Genomic DNA, 26,267 nt, shown 5'->3' with positions numbered 1-26,267 from the left:
TCTCCCAGTTTACGCTGTTCCCAATCGGTGTTAAGGTCATACCTATTTGTGACATAATTAAAAAAACTCATAAAAACGCAATACTAATGTCATAAATCAATTTCTATGACATAATAAAAAGATACTAACTAAATTAATGGGGTAACCAATATGAACTTTGAAGATGAAATTCCAACAATCACAACGACGGAACTTGAAGCGTTACTGTCAGAAAATCCACAGATTATTGACGTTCGTGAAGATTACGAATTTGCTGAAGGACATATTCCGAATGCAATTAATGTCCCACTAGGCGAAATTGATAATTATGAGTTAAATGGTAGAGCATACATCATTTGTCGATCAGGACAACGCAGCGCGCAAGCTGCTGATCTTTTGTACGAAAAAGGAAACAACGTGGTCGATGTATACGGGGGAATGCTTAGCTGGCAAGGTCCTACGGTTACATAAGGTTAAACGGTTTCATGATTTTTATGATTTAAGAACGAAGAGGGGAACATATTACTTGTATGTACCCCTCTATTTACTCTATAATAATTAAAATGAGTGTTTAAGTATTAGAAATTGATGATTATTTGCTTTGTTTTGGGTGGGGACTAAGCGTGAGTAAAATTAGGAGGGTCAAGATGATTGAACTAAGCGGAACTTTTAATAAATTAAATCAGCTGTTGAGCTTATACGGGAAGCAAGACGGACTTATGGATATTAAGCAACTGGGGACAATTGACATATACTATTTGAACGCGATCGAGCAGTTAAAAAATCCAACAATTGGACGAGTGTCAAAATTGTTGAATCAATCAACACCAAATACGAATTACCATTTAAAAAAGCTAATCATGTTAGGGTTAGTAGTGAAAAAGGCAGACGTTTCAGATAAACGGGTGATTCACCTGGTTGTAACAGATAAGTATAAAGAGTTGACGGCTGTTGATAACGATTTTTGGAATCAATTAGAGAGCAAACTAGAGGAACAAGTGACGGGTAAAGATCTAGCAACTTTTAGACGCGTATTAAAAGAAACAATTAATCAAATTGAAGCAATGGAATAAATTTATAAAAATAAATTATTCTGGTAAAAATAGCGTACTTAATTAATAAGCATTAGCTATAATTTAATGGATCGATACCTATGAAGAACGATAACAACATCGTTCTTTTTATTTTCGGCAAAAATGATTTAACGCTTGCGATATAAAAATGAATAGGGTATGATAAGTAAAGAGAAACGAACAGATGTTCTACTATTGAGAGGATGGGTTACTAACTATGGCTAATAGAAGTATTGCAACCGGAGACGGTAAGAGAAAAGACGGTAAAGAACGCGAAGCGGCATTAGAAAAAGCGTTATCAGCAATTACAAAAGAATTCGGACAAGGCGCTATCATGAAGATGGGCGACAAGGCCGATACGAAGATTGATGTTAACTCAACGGGTATTTTATCGTTGGATTACGCATTAGGTGTAGGTGGTTTCCCTAAAGGCCGTATTATTGAAATATACGGACCAGAAAGTTCTGGTAAAACGACGATTGCACTTCATGCGACTGCAGAAGTGCAAAAAAATGGTGGTACAGTGGCTTATATCGATGCTGAAAATGCGATGGATCCTGCATATGCTACAGCATTAGGTGTAGATATTGATGGCTTACTATTATCACAACCAGATACTGGTGAACAAGGATTAGAAATCGCAGACGCCTTGGTATCTAGTGGTGCTGTTGATCTTGTTGTTATTGATTCAGTTGCAGCCTTAGTGCCACGTGCTGAAATTGAGGGCGAAATGGGTGACGCTCATGTTGGGTTACAAGCACGTATGATGTCACAAGCACTCCGTAAATTAGCCGGTTCAATTAATAAGACAAGAACAACTGTTATTTTCATCAATCAATTGCGTGAAAAAGTCGGGGTTATGTTTGGTAGCCCTGAAACAACGCCAGGTGGCCGTGCTTTGAAATTCTACGCAACGATCCGTTTAGATGTTCGTCGTCGCGGACAAATTAAAGATGGTACTGATGTCATCGGAAATGAAACAACAATTAAAGTAGTTAAAAACAAAGTCGCACCACCATTTAAGATTGCTGAATTAAACATGATGTATGGTTCAGGTATTTCAGCAACAGCCGATATTTTAGACCTTGCAGTTGAAAATGGAATTGCTGAAAAAGCTGGTTCATGGTTCTCATATCATGGTGAACGTTTAGGTCAAGGTAAACCAAATGTTGTTAATATTTTGGAACAAAAACCTGAAATGTTGCATGAAATGGATCAAGAAGTTCGTGCAAAAATATTTGCACCAGAAGAAGAACCTGCTAAAAAAGTTAAAGAAGAAGTAACGGCGCCAAAGAAAACGACTAAAAAAGTAAAAAAGGCTGATGATGCCCCAGTATTGGATTCAAAAATCGAAACATTGGATTTACCAGAAGCTTAATAAGATTAAAAAGCAGCCCACATTTTAGATGTCGGCTGCTTTTTGTTTCTAACTATATGGAAGGATCGATTAAAACATCGATTAATTTTGCTTGGGTTGGTGTCAAAATATGACTCGTACGATAAACAAGTGACATTAAAAATTTTGGTTGATCTTGTTCTGATAAAGGTAGTGCAACTAAGTTGTCTGAAGGATCTAGGGCGAGTTCTGTTAAGAATCCAACTCCGATATTTTCGGCAACCATTTTTTTAATAATCTGACTGTCGCTTGTTGTATAAATGATTTTCGGTTTAAAGTGATTCTTAGTAGTTAGTTTTTTAAAAGCAATCGGATGAACAAAGCCCTCATTTTGCATAATGAATTTTTCGTTACGAAGTTCGGCAAACTTAACGGATTCTCTTGAGGCAAGCGGGTGTTGCTTACTGACAATAATCTTAAAATTTTTAGACGCAAAATGCCTAACTATTAGGTGATCATCTTCAATCGGTTCAACTGACCCTAGTAAGGCCATATCTAGGGAACCATTTATTAACTGGTGAAGTAGGACTTGTGACCCATTTTCTACAGTATCGAGATGGTCCATCAATCCCGATTTGAAAAGGTTACCCACAATCTGTGGAAAATAGTATGTTCCTATAATAGGAGGTAGGCCAAATCGAACGCGTTCATTTTTAAGTTGTTCAATTTCTTGGTTCGCAATTTTTAACTCTCCTAGAATGATATTAACGTGTTCAGCAAATTGTTCACCGCTGGGCGTGAATAAAACTTGCCGATGTGATTGGTCACGAATGATTAGGGTTGTTTCGAGTTCTGCCTCCAACCGTTTCATAGAAGTTGTAATTGTGGGCTGACTTACTGAAAAATAATTAGCAACTTTTGAAAAATTTCTTAAATTAATTATTTGTTGATAATATTCTAAATCTCTAATGTTCATTATAATCCCCTTGAAATAGGCTTTTTTAATTGTCATATAAATAATATTTATAGTATAGCATACGTTTGACTATAATTTTTAGTGGGGTGTATCCTTGCTCTTGTAAGTAACAGAGAAAACTAAATACAGATAAATAAATGGAGGAATCAATTATGACAAAAGCACAAGATATGTTAAATAACCCATTTGTAAATAAAGGAACAGCCTTTACAATGGAAGAACGTCGTGAATTAGGACTTGTTGGTATGTTACCAGCCCAAGTTCAAACAATCGAAGAACAAGCTACACAAAATTATGCACAATATTTAAGTAAAGAATCAGGTCTTGAAAAACGCCATTTCTTAATGGAATTGTTCAACGAAAACCGCACGTTATTCTTCTACTTGATGGGACAACATGTTGCTGAATTCATGCCCGTTGTTTATGATCCAGTTGTTGCTGACTCAATCGAACAATACAATGAAATCTACGTTAACCCACAAAATGCTGCCTTCTTATCAATTGATCATCCAGAAGATATCGAAGCAACTTTGAAAAACGCTGCCGCTGGTCGCGATATTCGTTTAGTTGTTGTAACTGATGCCGAAGGAATTTTAGGTATGGGTGACTGGGGCGTCAACGGTGTTGATATCGCAATCGGTAAATTAATGGTTTATACAGCTGCTGCTGGAATTGATCCTTCACAAGTATTACCCGTTTCTATTGATGCTGGTACAAATAATGAAACATTGATGAATGACCCATTATACCTTGGTAACAAACATGCTCGTGTAACTGGCGACAAATACTATGACTTCGTTGATGGTTTTGTTCAAAGTACAAAGAGCTTGTTCCCAGAACTATTATTACATTGGGAAGATTTTGGTCGCTCAAATGCTGCTAATATTCTTGAAAAATACCAAAATGATATCACAACATTTAACGATGATATTCAAGGAACGGGGATTGTCGTTTTAGCTGGTATCTTAGGTGCTCTAAGTATTACTAAAGGTTCAATTGCTGACCAAACAATCGTTACTTATGGTGCTGGTACTGCTGGTGTCGGGATTGCTAACCAAATTATGGATGAAATGAAACGCGCTGGTGTTTCAGAAGAAGATGCTCGCAAACGTTTCTTCTTAGTCGACAAACAAGGTTTATTGTTCGATGATACAGAAGACTTAACACCTGGCCAAAAAGAATTTACGCATAAACGTTCAGAATTCGCTAACGCTGATGAATTAACAACGTTAGAAGCAGTTGTCACGGCTGTTCAACCAACTGTTATGATTGGTACATCAACACAACCTGGTACATTTACGAAAGAAATCGTTCAAGATATGGCTTCGTATGTTGAACGTCCAATTATCTTCCCACTATCAAACCCTACAAAATTAGCAGAAGCTAAAGCTGAAGATTTGATTGAATGGACCGACGGTAAAGCATTAGTTGCTACAGGTATTCCAGCAGATAACGTTGAATATAAAGGTGTTACTTACCAAATTGGTCAAGCAAATAATGCACTTATGTACCCAGGTCTTGGATTTGGTATCATCGCTTCAACGTCTTCAAGAGTTAATGGCGAAATCTTATCACAAGCTAGTCATGCTTTAGGTGGAATCGTTGATACGACAGCCGTTGGTGCTGCTGTATTGCCACCAGTGACACATTTAGCAGAATTTTCACAAACAATTGCTGAAGTTGTTGCCCAAAGTGTCGTCGACCAAAAATTAAACAAAGAAGCAATTACGGATGTTAAAAAAGCTGTTGCAGATATGAAATGGACTCCTAAGTACTAAAAAAAGTGTAGAGAGAAGGACAATTAATTATGGTATTTTTCCAATCAATTCAAAGTGTTTTAGTTGTTGTTTTGATGATGTTACTTGGTTACATTTTACAAGTTAAAGGATGGTTCGCCGATTCATTTGGTGGCAATATCTCATCATTAATTACTAAAATTGCTTTACCCGCATCAATTTTCGTTTCTGTTTTAAAATTTCTAAAACGTGATCAATTAGTTGCCTTGTCGGGTAGTTTACTTTACCCAGCAATCGCTGTTATTATCGGTTACTTAATTGCATGGGCACTTGTTCATATTTTGAACATCAGACCAGGTCGTCGTGGTATTTTCATGAATGCCGTTGTTAATGCAAATACAATCTTCATTGGTTTACCTTTAAACGTTGCTTTGTTTGGCGAAAAGAGTATCTCATATTTCCTTGTTTACTATATTATTAATACAGTATCAACATGGGCATTTGGTGTTTTCTTAATTTCAAATGATGATCCAACAAAAGACAAATCAGATAAAACGAAAAAGAAAATTAACTGGGCAAAAGTTATCCCAATGCCACTTGTTGGTTTCATCGTTGCTTTAATTTTCTTGATTCTTGCAATTCCAGTTCCTGATTTTATTAGCCAAACATTAGGTTATGTTGGTGGATTAGTGACACCATTATCATTAATTTATATTGGTATCGTGTTAGCTAAAGCTGGATTGAAGAGTATCAGATTTGATCGTGATACAATCGTCGCTTTATTAGGACGTTTTGTCTTATCACCAATCATTTTGATTACTGTTATCCTTTTAGGGACACACTTAACTGGTGCAGATTTAGCACCATTGCTACAAAAAACGTTGATTATTCAATCAGCTACACCTATGTTAGCTGTATTACCAATCTTGGCTAATGAAGCACATGGGGACGTTAAATATGCAACGAATATTGTGACTTCAAGTACAATTCTATTTATCATCGTTGTCCCAATTTTAACGACACTTATCTCATTTATGTAAGACTTAAGTATTTAAATAGTGTATTGATGATGACCTCCATAATCATTGATGCACTATTTTTTTGCATATTAATGGCAACAACAAGTAAATCAGTTATAATGAAGGAGCATTAGTGAGACGCATTAAAATTGTAGGAGTAAAAATATGAAAACTAATAATAAAACGTATCATATGAGTATTTTAGCGTTATTTATTGCGATTGTTATCGTTCAGAATTTTGTGCCATTATTTGGGTATATTCCAGTTGGACCATTGAGTATTACAACCATTCATATCACAGTTATCGTTGCCGCGTTGGTATTGGGTTGGAAGGATGGTGCTTTTGTCGGTGGCGTTTGGGGATTAATTACATTTATTAGGGCTTTTGTATCACCAACGAGTCCAATTGCGCCGATTGTGTTTACCAATCCGATTGTATCAATTGTGCCAAGAATCTTGATTGGTATCGTCACAGCAGTAGTTTTCTACTTCATATATAAATGGTGGAAAAATAAGACATTAGCAATGGTTATTGCCTCTGTCTTAGGTTCATTAGTTAATACTGTTTTAGTGTTAGGACTGATTTACCTGTTGTATCATGGGCAAGCAGCTAACTTTTATAAAGTTGATATGGGACAATTATTACCTTACATTATGGGATTAGTAGTTACAAACGGTGTTCCAGAAATGATTTTAGCGGGAGTCGTCGCGCCATTAATTGCAGCACCGCTACAGAAACTAGTTCGAAAAAATTAATTATAAAGTCAAAAAAAGTTGTTAACAGCGAAGATATCCGTTGTTAACAACTTTTTTAATTGAATTTAGAAATGATTGCTGAATCCAGCTTACCGGTTTCTAAAGCAATCAACGCATCGATTACAGACATTTGATGAATTTCGGTATCATCTGCGAGCAAACTACTAGGGATGAAGAAGGTCGTTTCGTTTTGGTCACCGGCCAAGTAGTCACCGTCAATTGTCTGACCTAGAATGCAAACATCGTCCCAGTTCAAAGAGAGGGTATCGGGTGATTTTAAAAAGTTCATGGTCTCTTGAAACTGAGTTTGAAGAGACTGACCAGGAAATTGTATGTAACCATCGTTTGTTTGACGGATGCTCTTATCCAGTAATAATTGTTGTAGCGTTTGTGGGGCTAAATCGTTTAACTGACTTTTTAATTCTGTAAACATGAATACCACACTCCTTTGACTTAACGTTTGTTTAGGATGGTAACATTAAAATTGATATTTCCCCAAGAAGTTGTACTTTTACCTTGCATTTGTATTGCTTTCGGGAAGAGTGATTTACCAGAAAAAAAAGGTGTGACTTGGTAACGAACGTGGTCGCCCTTATCGACTGCCGCGCGAACTGCGTTTTCATATTTAGTCATGTAAGGCGTATTGACAGGATTTTGATATAAGGTCGCAAGATTTTCTCTTTTATCACCACTACCGCCTAATTGGCGACCAATTAAATGGCCGCGAGAATGATTGTAGGGTGATTGACCAGAAACAAAACCAGTTGGTCGGATTGCAGGGTCAGCAGATGTTCCTCGAGACGCCAAGGATTTAACTAAAAGTGCATTCGCTTGCGTTGCACGGCCAAGTGAATCTAACGCGCCATATTTAATCCAGCCATTTGAAGAGTCTGCCAAATCACTTTTTGAAAATGTCGGATTCTTATTATCGATAATTCCTTTAACGGCTTTACCACTATTAATGGAACTTGTGTTTGCCGTTCCTGACCCTTTTTTAACAGTTGTTGAAGTTTGGTGGTCATTTGTTTGTAACAAATCTTTAACAGAACTAGGTAATTTACTACCAAAAAGTGAGAGGACGATAATGACTGCAAGTCCTATCAGATAATTTCGCGTTTTATTTTGGATGACACGTTTTTTTCGTTTCATAAATAGTTAACTCCAACTCTTTTCTTTTAGTGTAGCATGGAATTAAAAAAAGTTATCAACAATTTGTGTTGGTAACTTTTTTGATCGAATTCATTTTTCAAATGGATATTTATAGTTCCATTGTTCACGTGCTTGCGTCATGATTGACATGACATCAACCGTTTTTTCTAAGAATGGCTTTGGATCTAATTCACCAGAGACCATGTCTTGAACGTCTTTAATTTCATAATTCATTGCTTGTTTTGAATGGCCAGCTATAATTTCTTTGACCGAACCATCGGTAAACACAAGCGTTGCCTTGTTAGCGCGAGGATAATCATAAACGGTGAAATAGCCACCTTCGTAGGCAACGATTCCCATTTTAGGCATTTTGGCTCTAAAAGTTAATGAAACATTAGCCATTTCATCATTAGCATTTCGTAAACTAATCGTTTCAGATTCATCAACACCCGATTCGAATAAATTCATAGCTGAACCCGTGATTTCCGGTGTTGCTGTCATGAATTGACGAACGAAAGATAAAGCGTAAACACCAATATCTAATAATGCGCCACCAGCTAAGTTGGGATTAAAGAAACGGTTTGTTGGATCTGGTTCTTTAAAACTACCAAATGAAGCTTGAACCATTTTTAATTTGCCAAGTTTATTTTCTTCAGCAATTTCAATGATTTTTTGGTAAAGTGGCATATGGTAAACGGTCATTGCCTCTTGTAAGATTAACCCTTTTTCTTCGGCCAAATCAGTTGCTTGCTTGAGTTCAGCACTAGTCATCGTAATGGCTTTTTCACTCAAGACATGCTTGCCAGCATTTAGTGCGGCCAGAATTGTTTCGATGTGATAATTGTGAGGCGTTGCAATGTAAACGATATCAATTTTCTTGTCAGCTAATAAGTCTTCATAACTACCGTAAGCATGTGGAATATTAAATTCATTTGCAAAAGTCTGCGCTTTTTCTAAATCACGAGATCCTGCTGCATAAATGTCACCAAATGGTTGATCAAAATAAGTTGCGAAGCTGTGGGCAATGTTACCGAGTCCGATAATTCCCCAGTTCAAATTTTTTGTCATAACTGCTCTCCTATCACATTTAAGAATAGGTTAAGTTTAACAGAAATTTACTTAAAAGAGAAAAAATACGATGGTATTAAAGATAAAATTAGGGTAAAATAAGTGAAACAATTAAAAGCATAGGGGACGTGTACTGATGAAAAAGAAAAATGTTCGGGGAATTTTTGTTAAGAATGGGAAAATTCAAGTTGCCAATATTATCGTTTTAATTCTAATTGTAGGGATCATTACAGTGGTCGTTTCAATGAATGTTCATAAAAAAAATGTTGCTCGTGATGAATCGATTGCAACATCGTTATCAACTTCAAAAATTGAAGCTAGCGAATCAGCTAAGAAAGCAGCTGAAGCGGCTAAAAAGCAAGCTTTTATTAAAAAGGTTGCACCTGAAGCACAAAAAATGCGTAAACAATATAAAGTATTTGCCAGCATCACAATTGCGCAAGCTATCTTAGAATCAGATTGGGGCACAAGTTCACTAGCTAAGGACTACAATAACCTATTTGGCATTAAAGGAACTGGTGCACGCGCCAAAGACTTTAAAACTAAAGAACAAGAAAAAGATGGTACATGGAAAACAGTTACTGCTAAGTTTATTGTGTTCAAAGACTGGGATGAGGCAATTATGTCTCATTCAAAACTGTTAGCAAATGGAAATACATGGAATAAGACACAATTTGCGGACGTTTTATCGGCAGCAACATACGAAGATGCTGCAGCGGCATTGGTTGTTGATGGTTATGCAACAGATAATGATTACAGTACTAAATTAACGGATATCATTAAACAATATAATTTAGATCAATATGATAAATAAATCGGTTTATGACAGGTAGAGTCACGATAAATGAGCGGATTCAAATTGAATTTACCCTCATTTTGTGTTATTCTTAAGTCATTCAAAACCGGAATGTAGCTTTTTTACTTATTACCGAAGTGGAAAAGCTATTTTTATACCCAAAAAAATATAATAACAAGAGGAGCGTAACCCACGTGAAACTTTTAGAAGACAGAATTATGCAGGATGGCATTGTATTACCAGGAGATGTATTGAAGGTTGACCAATTTTTGAATCATCAAGTTGATCCCGATTTAATGATGGCAATGGGTAAAGAATTTGCTAAGTTATTCAAGGATGAAAAAATCACTAAAATCTTGACGGTTGAATCATCTGGTATTGCCCCAGCCGTATTTGTTGGTTTACAATTCCACGTACCCGTTGTTTTTGCACGTAAGAATAAGAGCATTACTATGCAAAATGACTTATACTCTGCTTCTGTTTACTCGTACACGAAGAAAGTTGAAAATACGATTGCCGTTGCCAATAAATTTTTAGGCGAAAACGATCGTGTTCTAATTATTGATGATTTCTTGGCAAATGGTCAGGCAGCCGAGGGATTATTTAAAATTTGTGATGAAGCTAAGGCAGAGATTGCTGGAATTGGAATTGTGATTGAAAAATCATTCCAAAAAGGTGCCGAATTAATTCATAAACGTGGTGTGCGTTTAGAAGCCCTTGCTAAAATCTCATCATTCGATGGTGATCAAGTTCATTTTGAAGATTAAATTGACTAAAAAGAACGCAAATTGCGTTCTTTTTATTTTCTTATAAATTTGTTAAATAAAGAAGGTTAAACCTTGCTTGCCCCACATGATACCAGTATGATTAAGAGTATAAAGCCAAAGTAGAAAGTAGTGAACATATAGTGGAGAAAAAAGTTATCTTTCCTGGAAGTACTTTAGGAATAATTGGCGATAGTCCAACGGGCGCAATGTTGGCCATGGCTGCAAGAAATTTAGGATTCAAAATCGCAGCATATAGTCAAAATGAAGTCAGTGAAACGCTTCAATTAGCGGATTATTCCGTTGTGGGTAAGATGAACGATAAAGATAAATTGAAAGAATTTGCCGAACGAGCAGATGTTGTGACGTATGAGTCTGAACATGTCAGCTCGGAAGTCATTGAATACATTTCAAAATATACTTACGTTCCCCAACAATATGACGCGCTAGAAATTGTACAAGATCGTTTATTAGAAAGAGCGTTTTTTGATCAAATAAATGTTAATATTCCGCCTTTTGAAACGATTGTATCACTTGAAGACGTGTATAATTCAGTGCTTTCAATTGGTTATCCAAGTGTATTAAAACCCATTCAAAAGGGATTTGGCAAGAGTTATCAAAGTGTGCTTAAAACTCAAGCCGATATTTCTGACGCAGCTTATTTAGTTGAACGTGGAACTTATATTTTAGAGTCATGGATACCTTATGAGCAAGAAATTTCAATGGTGTTAATTAAGAATGGGAAAGAAATTAATTTCTTTCCAGCAGTTGAGAATAAGTATCGCGATCATAGATTACACCAATCGATCGTACCGGCTAATCTAGATACAGAAATTTCTGCTGAAATCCATAAAATTGCCATTAAAATTACGGAGAACTTGGATTACACTGGCGCATTAGAAATCGGTTTTTTTGTTACGAAATCTGGTACGATTTATGTGAAACGTATTGTACCGGCCATGCACCAATCGGGTTACGTATTCGATAAGGCGACTAACGTTACAATGTATGAACAACATTTACGCGCAATTTGTGGGTTACCATTATCAAAAGTTAAATTCCTTGCACCGACTGTCATGGTGTCATTAAAGGAAGAAGAACGGGCTGATTTAAAGACGCAGTGGGTTCTTAAAAATAATTGGTATTATCATTTTTATCGTTACCCAGAAAATCATAAATTGGAACGTGCTGGTCATATCCTAGTACAGTCTGATTCGGTTCGTGAAGCATTAAACCAAATTGAAGATACGGGTATTTGGGATAAAAAAGAATCAATAAATTAAATATAAATGAGGGGATGAATCGATTCAAAGTGATTCATCCTTTTTTATGGATTAATACTAGTATTTATTAAACAAAAATTAAAGAAGTTAAGACGTTTTTTTGCTATAATAAATAATGACTGATTTATAGAGAGGGTTGACTAATTTGACTACTGAAAGCTTATTGAACGGAATGAATAACAAACAAAAAGAAGCTGTCCTACAAACTGAAGGACCACTTTTAATTATGGCCGGAGCCGGAAGTGGAAAAACGCGGGTATTAACGCATCGCGTTGCTTATTTAATTGAAGAAAAAGGGGTAAACCCGTGGAATGTTTTAGCTATTACGTTTACAAATAAAGCATCGAAAGAAATGCGTGAACGTGTTAACAAGTTGCTTGATAAAGGCGCTGAAGATGTTTGGGTCTCAACTTTCCATGCACTTTGTGTCCGTATTTTAAGACGCGATATTGACCAAATTGGTTATAATCGTGCTTTTTCGATTACTGATACTGGTGAACAAACGACTTTAATAAAGCGTATTTTAAGAGAACAGAATATTGATCCACAAAAATTTACGCCAAGATCATTTTTGGGCGCTATTTCGAATGCCAAAAATGATTTATTAACGGAAACAGAATATGCTGAACGTGCTGCGAGCATGTTTGAACAAATGGTTGCCAAAGTTTACACGGCGTACCAAAGAGAATTACGTTCAAATCAAGCCGTTGATTTTGATGACTTAATTATGTTAACAATTCGTTTATTTAAAGAAAAACCAGAAACGTTAGCTTTCTACCAAAATAAATTTCAATATATTCATGTTGATGAATACCAAGATACAAATGAAGCACAGTATACATTAGTTAATATGTTAGCTGAACGTTTCAAAAATCTCTGTGTTGTTGGGGATGCGGACCAAAGTATTTATGGGTGGCGTGGTGCGAACATGGATAACATTATGAACTTTGAAAAAGATTATCCGAATGCCGCTGTCGTTAAATTGGAACAAAATTATCGTTCAACAAAAACAATTTTAGACGCAGCTAACTCAGTAATTGGGAATAATACAAACCGGAGTGACAAGAGTCTTTGGACCGACAATAAAGCCGGCGAGAAAATTTCTTATTACCGTGGTCAAAGTGAAAACGATGAATCACATTATGTGGTTGAAAAAATCCAAGAACAAATTAAAGAAAACCATTTAAATTACGGCGATTTTGCCATTTTATATCGAACGAATGCGCAGTCACGTGTAATCGAAGAAACTTTCTTAAAATCTAATGTTCCCTACAAAATGGTTGGTGGACATAAGTTCTATGAACGTCTAGAAATCCGAGATATCTTAGGTTATATTCGGTTAATTGCTAACGATCAGGATTCAATGAGTTTTGATCGTGTTGTGAACGTGCCAAAACGTGGAATTGGTGCAAGTAGCGTTGATAAATTACGTGAATTTTCAGAGATGAATAATTGGACAATGCTTGAAGGTGCTGAAAATTCAGCACTTGCTAATATCTCTGGTAAAGCTGGAAAATCGCTTCAAGAGTTTGCCGTCATGATTCGTGGATTACAAAAAATGCGTGAGTTTTTAAACGTAACTGAATTAACCAAAGAAATTTTAAAACAATCTGGCTACGAAGCTAGTTTGAAAAAGACAAAAACAATTGAGAATGAAACACGACTTGAAAATGTCGAGGAATTTCTGTCTGTGACCCAACAATTTGACGATCGCTGGGAGGCTGAAGAAGATGATGGTGACCGGTATGTTGACTTCTTAGCTGACTTGGCTTTAGTTTCCGCACAAGATGACATTGCGGAAGAACCCGAAGAAGTGACATTAATGACCTTACATGCTGCAAAAGGACTTGAATTTCCAGTTGTCTTTTTAATGGGATTGGAAGAGGGGATTTTCCCACTTTCTCGTGCCATGTTAGAAGATGATGAACTTGAGGAAGAACGCCGTTTGGCCTACGTAGGTATCACACGTGCAGAACGTAAATTATATTTAACTAATGCTTATTCGAGAATGTTATATGGTCGCCGTCAAAGTAATCAGGCATCACGTTTTATTGGTGAAATCGATGATTCATTGCTTGAATTAGACAACCAAATGGCAGCACCATCAAGTGGTCGCTCATCATTTTCAAATCAACGTGCAACGGCCACGACCTATCGACGTCCTACTAAAACAATTGAACGTGATAATGGAACCGGGGCAGATTCAGTTGTTTGGCGAATTGGCGAAAAAGTTGAGCATAAGGCTTGGGGAACCGGAACAATCGTTAAGGTTTCGGGCTCTGGATCTGATGCTGAACTAGATATTGCCTTCAAAGAACAGGGAATTAAACGTTTATTAACAGCGTTTGCGCCCATTACAAAAAAAGTTGACTAAATAAGGGAGGGCTCAAGTTTGTCAAATCAAGAGATAACATTAGAAGAAGCAACTCATAGAATTAATCAATTGAGAACTGATTTAATCGAATGGACGCGTCAATATTATGTCCTTGATCAGCCAACGGTTGAAGATCATGTTTATGATGAAAGTTACCGGCAGCTAACGGAACTTGAGCAAACCTTTCCGAGTTTAGTGACACCCGGCTCACCGACACAACGAGTTGGTGGACAAGTACTTCCTGGATTTGAAAAAGTAACGCACGAGATTCCGATGCTGTCATTGGGAGATGTTTTTTCCATTGAAGAGCTGTCAGAATTTGACCAACGATTACAAAAATCAGTTGGATCTGAAGTTAGCTATAATGCTGAACTTAAAATCGACGGGTTAGCAATTTCATTAACGTATGAAAATGGTGTATTTATTAAAGGATCAACTCGTGGAGATGGGACAATTGGTGAAGATATAACTGAGAATCTTAAAACGGTTAAATCTATCCCGTTGACATTGACGGAACCTATTTCACTTGAGGTTCGTGGTGAGTGTTATATGCCAACAAAAGCATTTGTTGCATTAAATAAACGACGTGAAGAAGCTGGAGAAGCAACCTTTGCTAATCCGCGGAATGCGGCGGCAGGTAGCTTGCGTCAATTAAACACGGCTGAAACAGCACAACGCCAATTAAGTACTTTTATTTATTACTTGGTTAATCCAGAACTATTAAACGTAAGAACGCAAAGTGAAGCTTTAAAACGTTTGACTGAACTTGGATTTAGAACAAATAACGAGTCGCGCGTGACTAACAATATGACGGAAATATCGGCATATATTGCTGAATACCAAGCAAAACGCCATGATTTATCTTACGATATTGATGGTATTGTACTGAAGGCCAACTTGTTTACGATTCATGATGAAGTTGGGAATACAGTTAAAGTACCAAAATGGGCAATTGCTTACAAATTCCCTCCCGATGAACAGGAGACAATTGTTTTAGACATTGAATGGACGGTCGGTCGAACGGGTGTTGTGACACCGACGGCAATTATGAATCCAGTACAATTGGCAGGAACAACGGTTTCTAGGGCATCCCTGCATAACGGTGATTTACTTAAACAAAAAGATATTCGGATTAACGATACTGTTATGTTACACAAGGCCGGAGACATCATTCCAGAAATATCTGAAGTTGTTTTAAGCGAACGTCCAGCCAATAGTGTTGATTATGAATTACCAACGCATTGTCCCGTTTGTGATGCATTATTAGTTCATTTGGATGAAGAAGTTGCATTGCGCTGTATTAACCCAAAGTGTCCTGCCTTAATCAAAGAAAGTTTAGCTCATTTTGCTTCTCGAAATGCAATGAATATTGATGGACTCGGACCTAAGATTGTTGAACAATTATTTGAAGCTAAGTTAATCACGGATGTTGCAGGTTTGTACCAACTAACTGCGGATCAGCTATTAACATTAGATAATTTTAAAGAAAAATCTGTTAATAAATTGTTACAGGCCATAGACAACAGTCGCCAAAATTCCATGGAACGTTTGCTATTTGGATTGGGTATTCGACATGTTGGCGCTAAGGCGGCACGTTTGGTTTCAGCTGAATTTAAAACGGTACATCAGTTAATGGTTGTGACGGCTGAAGAAGTTTTAACAATTGATTCGATTGGACAAGTTATTGCTGACAGCCTTGTAACGTATTTTGCAAATGAGCAGGTTCATGAATTGGTAACCGAGTTAGATAATGCGCAAGTTAATTTAACCTTTTTAGGCCAAACGGCTGAAGAAATTGCAGAAGTGGCTGAGGGAAGTCCTGTGATGGGTAAAAAAGTCGTCCTAACGGGAACCCTTGACCAATTGAAACGCAATGATGCTAAAAAATGGCTTGAAGCACACGGTGCTTCCGTTGTAGGAAGTGTTTCAAAAAATACGGATTTATTAGTTGCTGGACATGATGCCGGAAGTAAATTAACGAAAGCCGAGCAACTAGAAATTGAAATCTGGGATGAACAAAAGTTCATTTCGATTATAGAAGGAGCATAACATGAAAAAAATTAAAATTGGACTTATGCTGAGTTTCTCACTGATTGTCTTGGCAGCTTGTGGCAACGTTGCGTCATCGTCAGGCGCATCAGGTATTTCTAAAAACAACTCAAGTTCGGGTTACCAGACAACCGGACAAACAAGTGATAGTAACTATGAAGGTGTTATTAAAAGCGGTAAATACTTGACGAGTAAGTCAAGAGGCGTGGCATTGACACAAAATGAGAATGTCTTGAATTTGAAAAGTTTTGAATCTGGTTTATTAGATTTATCAAAAAGCCAATTTGCAACTAATGATTACATTTTTCAAGAAGGTCAATATCTATCAAAAGAAACCGTTCAAAACTGGTTATCACGCGAATCTGGATCAAATAGTGAGGGGTTAAATCCTAAAGATAACGGCAAGACGGGTGAAACAGAACGTAATCCAATGTACGTTCAACAGCTTGAAGAACAAGATTTTATGACAAAAAAAGATAACAAAATGGCTCTTGCAGGTATATCTTTAGGTATCGGGATGAATTCAGTCGATTATTACCAAAAAGAAGAATATGGTGCGCAGTACAAGACTGAAATATCTGATGCCACAATGAAAGAAAAAGGCAAGGAAGCGGCAAATAAAGTGGTTGCTCGCCTTCGTAAGACAAAAGGAGTCAGCGACAGTGTTCCCATCATGGTTGCAATGTATAAACAAGCCTCAAATGATAGTTTAGTTGGCGGTAGCTTTTATGCATATGCTGTGAATAAAAATGGTAAAACAACCATCGATAGTTGGAAAGATGTGTCAATTACAAGTTACACATTCCCAACAACATCATCTGCAACCACGCCTAACACAAATGATGAAACAACATTTACGAATTTCAAAACGGAAGTTCAGAGTTTCTTCCCTAATTTAGCGGGTGTGACGGCACAGGTTCAATATAAAAATAAAGCAATTACGGGGATGCACATTAATATTACCTCGCAATTTTACAGTGAAACTGAGATTGTTAGTTTTACGCAGTACTTGGCAACAACCGCTGCAAAATATCTAGCTTCTGGTATTCCAATTGATATTACCGTTAAGGGTAGTGATGGAACAATCCAAAGTTTCCTTGCCAAATCGGCCAAGGATAGTTCATACTATACGCATGTATTTACCAGTTATTAAAAATAAAACCAATTTGAATCTTGAAGGGATGGCTTTGAATGTCAATTAGTAAAGAAGAAGTAAAGCATGTCTCAGAGTTAGCTAAATTAGAACTCAGCGACACAGAATTAGACGTATTTACTAGTCAATTAGATGATATTATCGGAATGGCTGAACAACTTTCAGAAGTGGACACAACTGATGTTCCTGTCACAACACATATTACGGATGTTATGAATGTCATGCGTGAAGATGTTGCGGAAAAAGGAATGGACCGTGATCTACTCTTTAAAAATGCACCAGACAGTGAAAATGGGTTGATTAAAGTGCCTGCTATTATTGATGAAAGTGAGGAAGCCTAAACATGGATTATTTCAAACAAGATTTATCAAGTTTACATGACTCATTAGTGAATAAAGAAATGAGTTCTGAAGAGTTGACGAAGGCGACCTTTGCCGAAATTAAAGCACGTGATTTAAAAATTTCTGCCTTCCTCGCAATGAATGAAGAAATGGCAATTAATCAAGCTAAAGCAGTTGATGCCACTGGTATCGATGCAAATAACGTTTTAGCCGGAATTCCCATTGCTGTTAAAGATAATATTGTGACTAAAGATTTAACAACAACCGCCGCAAGTAAAATGTTGGAAAATTTCAACCCAATTTACGATGCAACTGTTATTGAAAAAATGCGTCAAGCTCAAATGGTTACGATTGGTAAAACGAACATGGACGAATTTGCCATGGGTGGTTCTACTGAAACGTCAGCTTTTAAGACAACAAAAAATCCTTGGGATACAACTAAAGTTCCTGGTGGCTCATCAGGTGGTTCTGCTGCTGCTGTTGCCGCAGGAGAAGTTGTTGCCGCATTAGGGTCAGATACTGGTGGTTCAATTCGTCAACCCGCTTCATTCAACGGCGTTGTCGGGACAAAACCAACTTATGGTCGTGTATCTCGTTATGGATTAATCGCATTTGCTTCAAGTTTAGACCAAATTGGTCCATTTACGCGTGGTGTTAAAGATAACGCTGCTGTTTTAAACGCAATTAGTGGTAATGATAGTCATGACTCTACTAGTTCAGCACAAGCCGTTCCTGACTTTACTGCCGGTTTGACTGGTGATATTAAAGGGATGAAGATTGCTTTACCTAAAGAATATCTGGGTGAAGGTGTCGATGCGGACGTTAAAGAAGCAATTCAAAAAGCCGTTAAGACATTTGAAGAACTTGGTGCAACAGTTGATGAAGTGAGCTTACCTAATAGTAAATATGGTGTACCCGTATACTATATTTTAGCTTCTTCTGAAGCATCTTCTAACTTACAACGTTTTGATGGAATTCGTTATGGTTTCCGTGCACAAGATGTTAAGAGCTTGGAAGATGTTTATGTTCGTTCTCGCTCTGAAGGATTTGGCGATGAAGTTAAGCGTCGAATTATGTTAGGAACATTCTCATTATCTGCTGGGACTTACGATGTGTTCTTTAAGAAAGCGGCTCAAGTTCGAACATTAATCTGCAATGATTTCCGTAACGTATTCAATGATTACGATTTAATTATTGGCCCAACGGCACCAAATACGGCCTTTAATATTGGTGACAAAATTGAAGATCCTATTACGATGTACATGAATGATATCTTAACAATCCCAGTTAATTTAGCTGGGTTGCCAGGTATGTCAGTGCCTGCTGGATTCTCAAAAGGGCTTCCAGTTGGGTTGCAATTAATTGCGAAATCATTCGATGAAGCAACAATGTACCGTGCTGGATACGCGTTTGAACAAGCAACTGATTTTCACAAAGAAGTTCCTACGTTAGGAGGCCAAAACTAATGAATTTTGAAACAACAATTGGACTTGAAGTTCATGTTGAAATGAAAACTAAATCCAAAGCATTCTCGCCTTCAAAGGTTGATTTCGGGGCAGAACCTAATACGAATACCAATGTTATTGACTGGGGTTATCCCGGTGTTTTACCAACAGCAAATAAAGGCGCAATTGAATATGGTATGCGTGCCGCATTAGCATTAAATTGTGAAATCACAAAAGATAATCATTTTGATCGTAAGAACTATTTTTACCCTGATAATCCAAAGGCCTACCAAATTACGCAATCTGAAGAACCAATTGGTCGTAATGGTTTCTTAGAAATAGAAGTTGATGGCGAAACGAAAAAAATTGGGATTGAAGAAATGCACGTTGAAGAAGATGCGGGTAAAAATACGCATAATCCTAACGGCTATTCTTATGTCGATTTAAACCGTCAAGGGACACCTTTAATTGAAATTGTGTCGCGTCCTGATATTAAAACACCTGAAGAAGCTTACACTTATCTTGAAAAGTTACGCCAAGTTATTCAATTTACTGGTGTTTCAGATGTGAAGATGGAAGAAGGGTCAATGCGAATTGATGTTAATATCTCAATCAATCCAATTGGTCAACCAGGTTATGGGACAAAAACTGAAATGAAGAATTTAAACTCATTTGAAAATGTTCGTAAAGGACTTGAATTTGAAGAAAAACGTCAAATGAATGTTTTGATGTCTGGTGGTATTGTACAACAAGAAACACGTCGTTTTGACGCACCAACTGGAACAACTATTTTAATGCGTGTTAAAGAAGGGGCTAGCGATTATCGTTACTTCCCAGAACCAGATATCCCACCAATTCATATTAGCGATGACTGGATTCAAGAAGTTAAAGACTCAATTCCAGAAATGCCTGATAAACGTCGTGCGCGTTATGCGAGCGAGTTAGGTTTACCCGAATATGATGCTGAAGTCTTAACGCAAACAAAAGAAATGTCAGATTTCTTTGAAGAGACAATTCAATTAAAGGCAGATCCTAAGTTAGCTGCTAACTGGTTAATGGGCGAAGTAAATGCCTTTATGAATACGAATAAATTAAACTTACAAGATACTAAATTAACACCAGCAAACCTTGCTGGCATGATTAATTTAATTACTGATGAAACAATATCAAGTAAGATTGCTAAAAAAGTTTTCCAAGAAATTATTAAAAATGGGAGCGAACCTAAAGCGTGGGTTGAGTCTAAGGGACTTGTTCAACTTTCTGATCCTGCCAAGTTACAACCTATTATTGATGGTATTTTGGATAATAATGAACAATCAATCGAAGATTTCAAAAACGGTAAAGACCGCGCTGTTGGATTCTTAATTGGACAAATCATGAAGCAAACACAAGGACAAGCAAATCCTAATGTGGTTAATCAATTATTGATGGCCTCATTGAAGCTAAGATAATCTTATTAAAATAAGATTCATGTGGAGGAACGGAATGAGAAAAAGAGCCAGAATTATTTATAATCCAACATCTGGTCGTGAGGCTTTAAAAAGTGATCTTGTGAGTATCCTAGACATTATTGAAAATGCGGGATACGAAACAAGTGCTTATGCCACAACGGCTAAAAAACATTCAGCGCGTGATGAAGCAACACGCGCTGCCCAATTAGGGTTTGATCTAGTCATTGCTGCCGGTGGTGACGGAACCATTAACGAAGTTGCTAATGGGATTGCCGGACTTAAGCACCGACCAAAATTGGGTGTTATACCTGCTGGAACAACTAACGATTATGCTCGGGCCTTAAAAATACCTAGGGATGATCCAGTTGCTGCGGCAAAAGTTATTGCTAAAGGAAATACGGTTAAAATGGATGTTGGACAAGCTGGGGAAAAATATTTTATTAATATTGCCGGTGGTGGACTCTTAACGGAATTAACTTATGATGTTCCTTCACAGTTTAAATCGCTTTTTGGTTACCTTGCCTACTTGGCCAAGGGCGCTGAAATGTTGCCAAGAATGAAGCCAATTGAAATGAACCTCGAATATGATGGGGGATCGTTTAAGGGAAAAGCGTCAATGTTTTTATTAGCATTAACGAACTCCGTAGGTGGCTTCGAACAAATCGTACCAGACGCCTCACTTGATGACGGTAAGTTTACCTTACTTGTCGTTAAAGCAAGTAACATCGCCGAAATGTTGCATTTAATGGCACTTGTGCTAAATGGCGGTAAGCATATTAATGATAAACGTGTAATCTACATTAAAACGTCTAAATTAGTTGCTAAGCCAGTTAATAACAATAAAATGATGATTAACATTGACGGTGAGTACGGCGGGGATGCACCAATGACGTTTAAAAATTTGAAGCAACATATTGAGATTTTTGCGAACACGGATGCATTACCTGAAACGTCAATTACATCGGGACGCACAGCTGCTGAAATTGCTGCTGAAGAACATTTTGTAAAAGGTGTCGAAAAAATGAATGGTGAAGATATTGACGGCAATGGTATAATCGGTAAGTAAGAGATAAATAAGAAATCAAGTAGGATTGGGGCGCTCGGTAAAGGCCTCAATCCTGTTTTATTCCTAGAGTTGGTACCTATTGACTTTTAGGGGTTAAACATGGTTGAATAAAGTAAATACGCAGGAACATCGAAAGGACAACAATGAAAAAACTACCTCCAGTAATAAAGAACCAAGAATTTGACACAGAAATTATCGATTTAACTTATCAAGGCATGGGTGTTGCCAAAGTAGACGGCTACCCATTGTTTATTGAAAATGCATTACCAGGCGAAAAAGTTAGTATCCGTGTCATGAAAGTTAGCAAGAACTTTGGTTTCGCCAAAGTATTAGCTTTCCGTAATGAAAGTCCAGATCGTGTTGAAACAAAAGGCTCAGCATACACACAAACTGGGATTGCACCATTACAACATTTGGCATACCCAGCACAATTGAAATTCAAGCAAGCGCAAGTACAAGAATTATTAAAAAAGGCGCATTTGGATATTGAAGTATCTGACGCTATTGGTATGGAAGATCCTTTCCACTACCGTAATAAAGCCCAAGTACCTGTTCGCGAAATTGCCGGTGAATTAAAGACTGGATTCTTTAAGAAAAATAGTCATGATTTTATCGCAATTGAAGATTTCTTAATTCAAGATGAAGAAATCGATAAAGCTATTGTTGCTGTACGTGATGTTTTGCAACGTTTCCATGTGGAAGCTTATGATGAACGTGCACATAAGGGGATTATCCGTCATATTATGGTTCGTCGTGGCCATTACTCAAAACAAATGATGGTTGTTTTGGTGACACGTTCTAAGAAATTACCAATGTTTACAGAAATTACGGCTGCAATTCGTGAAGCATTGCCAGACGTCACAACAATTGTTCAAAATACAAACTCTGAAAAAACAAATGTAATCTTAGGTCGCGAAAACAAAGTTCTCTTTGGCCCCGGTTACATTGAAGACCAATTGAACGGCTTAACATTTAGAATTTCTCCACATTCTTTCTACCAAATTAATCCCGTTCAAACGGAAAAATTATATGCTGCAGCCTTTGAACGTGCCGGTTTAACAGGTAACGAAACAGTAATTGATGCTTATAGTGGTATCGGTACAATTTCATTATCAATGGCAAAACATGCACGTCAAATTTACGGTGTAGAATTAGTTTCAGAAGCCGTTAAAGATGCAAAAGAAAATGCTAAAATTAATGACATTGATAATGTTCGTTTCGAAACAGGGATGGCAGAAAACTGGATGGAAAACTGGAGTCATGCTAACTTAAGACCCGACGTCTTAGTTGTCGATCCTCCTCGTAAAGGGTTAGAACCAGCATTTATCGAAAGTACGCTTAAAATGCAACCCAAGAAGGTTGTCTACATTAGTTGTAACCCATCAACATTAGTTCGTGATATTGAAGGATTTATGGCAGATGGTTATAAAGTAACAAAACCAATCTTACCAGTTGATCAATTCCCACAAACAACACATATTGAAACAGTTACAATTCTAGAAAAATAGGATTAACTGATGAATTTTTATTATGTTTGTGCAATTGTTACGGCGATTAGCGCTAGCGTGAGTTTAGGATTTTCGATTGAAGCTTTGCTGAAAACCTCTGAAAAATCAGGACAAATAAACGCAATGTATGCTATCTCAAGAAGTCTACCGTTAGCAGTTGCTAGTATTGTTCCATTCTTTTATCATTCCAATAGTTATTTAATCGTAATTTCTACTTTGATGATTATTATTCAAGCAATTGATACAGTGATAGGGTTCCTAGTCAAAAATCGATTTAAAACAATTGGACCAGGACTTACAGCAGTTTTCAATTTTGTCTGTTTACTGGGTATCATAATTTAAATTTAAAGGCAGCTAAAAGGATTTTCTTTTGGCTGCCTTTTTTTGTAAACAAACAAATTGTGTTCGCCATAAAAAAGAGTATTCTAAAGATATCTCAAAACAAATAGGAGGGTTCATCATGACAAAAGAAACTGAAAAAGAGTTACGCGAACGCTTATCGAAACAAGAATTTGAAGTAACGCAACATGCTGCGACAGAAGCGCCATTCACGGGTAAGTACGATGACTTTTATAAAAAAGGTATCTATGTTGATATTGTTAGCGGTGAAGCACTCTTTAGTTCAGCAGAAAAATATGATGCTGGGTGTGGCTGGCCATCATTTTCTAAGCCTATTCCGGGTTCTAAGATTGCCGAACTAGCGGATAATAGTCTTCCAGGTCATCAACGAGTGGAAGTGAGAAGTGGCGAAGCCAACTCACATTTAGGTCATGTTTTCCCTGATGGACCTCAAGATCAAGGTGGATTACGTTATTGTATCAATTCCGCCTCATTAAAATTCATTGCTGAAAAGGAAATGGCAGCGGCTGGTTATAAAGATTACTTAAACGTTTTATAAAAATAAAAGCATTCAACTTTCATGGCCATTTCGGGCGTTAAAAGTTGAATGCTTTTTTAATTATGATTGTATTTTACGATGGATAAAGTAAACAGGAATACCAATCCCAGTCATTAATAGACCAATCAAAGCCAGGCCTGTCTGCGTTAGTAAAGTTGCGCCAAGGATGAAGAGGCCCCCCATAATCGCAATTATGGGAATTACTGGGTATAACGGTACCTTATAAGGTCTTTTTAGAGCGGGTTCTCGTTTTCTTAAAATGAAAACGGCAATAAAAACGAGCACGTTAAAAATCCAGATAACAAAAATCAACATATCTGTTAACAAATCAAAACTACCCAAAAACATCATGATAATGGCAATACCAATTTGTAAGAAGCCAGCAATATAAGGAACTTTTGTGTGAGGAGAGAGACGTTTTAACCAATTACTAAAGGGAAGTTGGTTTTCTAATGCCATCGCGTAGGGAACGCGCATGCCAGTCAAGGTATAGCCATTAATTGCGCCATAAACCGAGATTAAAATACCGATGGTAACAAATTTACCACCAAATCGGCCAAATAATTGCAACGAAGCGTCTGAAGCGGCATTTAAATTGCCGGCCAGTTCCGAAATGGGCAATGCTTTAAGAAAAACAAAGTTAATTAACGTATAGATAATCGTAATTGAGAATAGGCCAAAAATGATAGCCTTTGGTAAATCACGTTCTGGATGATGCATTTCGCCAGCAATATTTCCGACACCAATCCAACCATCGTAAGCGAACATAGTCGCAAGTAGGCCACCACTCAAAGCAGTGAAGAAGGAGTTGTGTGCGCCAGATGTTAAGGGGATTAAGCTAAATGAAACATGCGCTGGCGTAAAAAGTCCCCAGATAACAATCACGATAATAGGTAGTAATTTTAAAATTAATGAAATTGACTGAAATGCGCCACCAACTTTTGCGCCTAAAAAATTAATTAAGGTAATACTAATGCCACTCACTAAAGCGATTGGAATAGTCAAATTAGCATTAAGGTGAAACAGGTTAATGAATTGTGTCCCGAAAATAATCGAAAGTGCCGCAATATTTGCGGGATAGTAGATGATGATTTGAGCCCAACCGAGTAGAAATGCCGGAAAGCGGCCATAAGTATATTCGATATATTTAATTGCGCCACCTGTTTCTGGAATTGCGGCCGCAAGTTCTGCGGCGGTTAGTCCAGCACAAATGGTTAAAAAGCCACCAAGTAACCAAACAAATAGGGTTAGGTTAGCGGATTGAGTTTGTTGTGTGACACTTGAGACTTTGAAAAAGACGCCCCCGCCAATTACTGTCCCCATGACAGTTGATAACGCGGCAAAAAAGCCAATATCTCGTTTTAAGTGATCGTTGTTCATGGTTAAAAATCCTCGTTTCTATTTGGAATGCGTATTTAACTATTTTAGACTATATAATCGCGTAATGAAACAAAAAAATTGAAGGTGAAAATCAACAAAATTCTGTTAATCTTCATCTTCAATTTTAGGTTCCGAAGGTTCTTTAATCGGAGCTAATTTAATGGGATAGGTGCGGTTATCTGCTTCATCAAATAAACTGATTGGACCTTGATCATTCGCGTCAATTCTTAGGTGAAATCCATACTCGTCTAAGAAACTCAGTTCACGTTCGTCTAAACGCTCTACTTCACCGTTAAGTGCACGCTCGTCAATTCGAATCGTGAGGTCTGATGAAATATCTAGATTATGGTGTCGGTGGCTAATTTCATCGTAAAATAACCAATGACCGGCATAAAAAATAGGTAAAGAAACCTTAGTTTTTGGTGCGGTTATTGATTTGATATCTTTCGTTAATCCAATAAAAAATGATGCACCCAATAGTGCAAAACTACGCTTCTTCACGCCTACCCCTCCTATTAGAACTACTTTATTTAAATATAACACTTTTATCTAACAAGCGGAATATATTGCCCCAAATATATCTAAATGTAATCTATCGTCACAAAATTGACACAAAGAGATTATTATGAAAACGGTTTAACTATTGTTATAATGGAACCAATAATAA

Annotated in this window: 25 protein-coding genes; 19 read left to right on the top strand and 6 right to left on the bottom strand. The window is 37.1% G+C overall.

The features are described from left to right. The first annotated feature begins 150 nt into the window (after window positions 1-150). The 3 genes from FC66_RS05780 to recA all read left to right on the top strand — a co-directional run bounded on the left by FC66_RS05780 (window position 151) and on the right by recA (window position 2,430). Entirely contained in the window at window positions 151-450 is a 300-nt protein-coding gene (locus FC66_RS05780; RefSeq protein ID WP_057974443.1) for a rhodanese-like domain-containing protein, read from the top strand. A gap of 176 nt (window positions 451-626) precedes the next feature. Then, a complete protein-coding gene (locus FC66_RS05775; protein ID WP_057974442.1) occupies window positions 627-1,052 on the top strand; it encodes a MarR family winged helix-turn-helix transcriptional regulator in 426 nt (141 codons plus the stop codon). Between the two features lie 217 nt (window positions 1,053-1,269). Then, window positions 1,270-2,430, top strand: a complete 1,161-nt coding sequence (gene recA / locus FC66_RS05770; protein ID WP_057974441.1) for a recombinase RecA — start codon at window positions 1,270-1,272, stop codon at window positions 2,428-2,430. A gap of 52 nt (window positions 2,431-2,482) precedes the next feature. Here recA and FC66_RS05765 read toward each other — a convergent pair whose 3' ends face one another. Beyond that, window positions 2,483-3,364 (bottom strand): LysR family transcriptional regulator, encoded by an 882-nt coding sequence (locus FC66_RS05765; protein ID WP_057974440.1) that lies wholly within the window; start codon window positions 3,362-3,364, stop codon window positions 2,483-2,485. A gap of 152 nt (window positions 3,365-3,516) precedes the next feature. On the opposite strand from FC66_RS05765, the gene FC66_RS05760 reads away from it, so the two are divergent. From FC66_RS05760 to FC66_RS05750, 3 genes are all read left to right on the top strand, one after another. Further along, window positions 3,517-5,142, top strand: coding sequence for a malolactic enzyme (locus FC66_RS05760; RefSeq protein ID WP_057974439.1), 1,626 nt, complete (start codon window positions 3,517-3,519; stop codon window positions 5,140-5,142). 29 nt (window positions 5,143-5,171) lie between these two features. Next, on the top strand, window positions 5,172-6,140 hold the full coding sequence (locus FC66_RS05755) for an AEC family transporter (RefSeq protein ID WP_057974438.1): 969 nt from the start codon (window positions 5,172-5,174) through the stop codon (window positions 6,138-6,140). A 144-nt stretch (window positions 6,141-6,284) separates the two neighbouring features. Then, window positions 6,285-6,875 (top strand): ECF transporter S component, encoded by a 591-nt coding sequence (locus FC66_RS05750; protein WP_057974437.1) that lies wholly within the window; start codon window positions 6,285-6,287, stop codon window positions 6,873-6,875. Between the two features lie 55 nt (window positions 6,876-6,930). Here FC66_RS05750 and FC66_RS05745 read toward each other — a convergent pair whose 3' ends face one another. The 3 genes from FC66_RS05745 to FC66_RS05735 form a co-directional block, all read right to left on the bottom strand. Next, complete coding sequence (locus FC66_RS05745) at window positions 6,931-7,308, bottom strand: hypothetical protein (protein ID WP_057974436.1); 378 nt, start codon at window positions 7,306-7,308, stop codon at window positions 6,931-6,933. A gap of 20 nt (window positions 7,309-7,328) precedes the next feature. Beyond that, entirely contained in the window at window positions 7,329-8,024 is a 696-nt protein-coding gene (locus FC66_RS05740) for a DNA/RNA non-specific endonuclease (RefSeq protein ID WP_057974435.1), read from the bottom strand. A gap of 90 nt (window positions 8,025-8,114) precedes the next feature. Continuing rightward, window positions 8,115-9,092, bottom strand: coding sequence for a Gfo/Idh/MocA family protein (locus FC66_RS05735; protein ID WP_057974434.1), 978 nt, complete (start codon window positions 9,090-9,092; stop codon window positions 8,115-8,117). A gap of 136 nt (window positions 9,093-9,228) precedes the next feature. Here FC66_RS05735 and FC66_RS05730 point away from each other — a divergent pair, with 136 nt between their 5' ends. The 13 genes from FC66_RS05730 to msrB all read left to right on the top strand — a co-directional run bounded on the left by FC66_RS05730 (window position 9,229) and on the right by msrB (window position 24,220). Next, window positions 9,229-9,906 (top strand): glycoside hydrolase family 73 protein, encoded by a 678-nt coding sequence (locus tag FC66_RS05730; protein ID WP_057974433.1) that lies wholly within the window; start codon window positions 9,229-9,231, stop codon window positions 9,904-9,906. 176 nt (window positions 9,907-10,082) lie between these two features. Beyond that, the gene (locus tag FC66_RS05725; RefSeq protein ID WP_057974432.1) at window positions 10,083-10,655 is read left to right on the top strand and encodes a xanthine phosphoribosyltransferase; all 573 of its coding nucleotides are present in this window, start codon (window positions 10,083-10,085) and stop codon (window positions 10,653-10,655) included. A gap of 140 nt (window positions 10,656-10,795) precedes the next feature. Further along, window positions 10,796-11,935, top strand: coding sequence for a 5-(carboxyamino)imidazole ribonucleotide synthase (locus tag FC66_RS05720; protein WP_057974431.1), 1,140 nt, complete (start codon window positions 10,796-10,798; stop codon window positions 11,933-11,935). A gap of 145 nt (window positions 11,936-12,080) precedes the next feature. Continuing rightward, window positions 12,081-14,309: a DNA helicase PcrA gene (gene pcrA / locus FC66_RS05715; RefSeq protein WP_162253179.1), complete on the top strand. Its 2,229-nt coding sequence runs from the start codon at window positions 12,081-12,083 to the stop codon at window positions 14,307-14,309. Between the two features lie 18 nt (window positions 14,310-14,327). After that, on the top strand, window positions 14,328-16,358 hold the full coding sequence (gene ligA, locus FC66_RS05710; RefSeq protein WP_057974430.1) for an NAD-dependent DNA ligase LigA: 2,031 nt from the start codon (window positions 14,328-14,330) through the stop codon (window positions 16,356-16,358). Between the two features lies 1 nt (window position 16,359). Further along, window positions 16,360-17,511 (top strand): CamS family sex pheromone protein, encoded by a 1,152-nt coding sequence (locus tag FC66_RS05705; protein ID WP_057974429.1) that lies wholly within the window; start codon window positions 16,360-16,362, stop codon window positions 17,509-17,511. 38 nt (window positions 17,512-17,549) lie between these two features. After that, entirely contained in the window at window positions 17,550-17,852 is a 303-nt protein-coding gene (gatC, locus tag FC66_RS05700; protein ID WP_057974428.1) for an Asp-tRNA(Asn)/Glu-tRNA(Gln) amidotransferase subunit GatC, read from the top strand. A 2-nt stretch (window positions 17,853-17,854) separates the two neighbouring features. Further along, a complete protein-coding gene (gene gatA / locus FC66_RS05695; RefSeq protein WP_057974427.1) occupies window positions 17,855-19,318 on the top strand; it encodes an Asp-tRNA(Asn)/Glu-tRNA(Gln) amidotransferase subunit GatA in 1,464 nt (487 codons plus the stop codon). Next, window positions 19,318-20,748, top strand: coding sequence for an Asp-tRNA(Asn)/Glu-tRNA(Gln) amidotransferase subunit GatB (gene gatB / locus FC66_RS05690; RefSeq protein WP_057974426.1), 1,431 nt, complete (start codon window positions 19,318-19,320; stop codon window positions 20,746-20,748). Before gatA ends, gatB begins: the two co-directional genes overlap by 1 nt. A 34-nt stretch (window positions 20,749-20,782) precedes the next feature. After that, on the top strand, window positions 20,783-21,814 hold the full coding sequence (locus tag FC66_RS05685; RefSeq protein WP_057974425.1) for a diacylglycerol kinase: 1,032 nt from the start codon (window positions 20,783-20,785) through the stop codon (window positions 21,812-21,814). A 143-nt stretch (window positions 21,815-21,957) separates the two neighbouring features. After that, window positions 21,958-23,322: a 23S rRNA (uracil(1939)-C(5))-methyltransferase RlmD gene (gene rlmD / locus FC66_RS05680; protein ID WP_057974424.1), complete on the top strand. Its 1,365-nt coding sequence runs from the start codon at window positions 21,958-21,960 to the stop codon at window positions 23,320-23,322. Between the two features lie 9 nt (window positions 23,323-23,331). After that, window positions 23,332-23,664, top strand: coding sequence for a hypothetical protein (locus tag FC66_RS05675; protein ID WP_057974423.1), 333 nt, complete (start codon window positions 23,332-23,334; stop codon window positions 23,662-23,664). A 118-nt stretch (window positions 23,665-23,782) separates the two neighbouring features. Continuing rightward, entirely contained in the window at window positions 23,783-24,220 is a 438-nt protein-coding gene (gene msrB / locus FC66_RS05670; protein ID WP_057974422.1) for a peptide-methionine (R)-S-oxide reductase MsrB, read from the top strand. Window positions 24,221-24,280: 60 nt separating this feature from the next. Here the strand turns inward: msrB and FC66_RS05665 are convergent, their stop codons facing one another. Both FC66_RS05665 and FC66_RS05660 read right to left on the bottom strand, forming a co-directional pair. After that, on the bottom strand, window positions 24,281-25,600 hold the full coding sequence (locus FC66_RS05665) for an APC family permease (protein WP_057974421.1): 1,320 nt from the start codon (window positions 25,598-25,600) through the stop codon (window positions 24,281-24,283). Between the two features lie 105 nt (window positions 25,601-25,705). Beyond that, window positions 25,706-26,101, bottom strand: a complete 396-nt coding sequence (locus FC66_RS05660; RefSeq protein WP_057974420.1) for a DUF4828 domain-containing protein — start codon at window positions 26,099-26,101, stop codon at window positions 25,706-25,708. Window positions 26,102-26,267: the final 166 nt, after the last annotated feature.

The organism is Dellaglioa algida DSM 15638, assembly GCF_001434695.1.
GTDB classification, from domain to species: Bacteria; Bacillota; Bacilli; order Lactobacillales; family Lactobacillaceae; genus Dellaglioa; species Dellaglioa algida.
The sequence above is the reverse complement of the archived record's forward strand: the minus strand, read 5'-3'. Positions and strand labels throughout refer to the sequence as shown.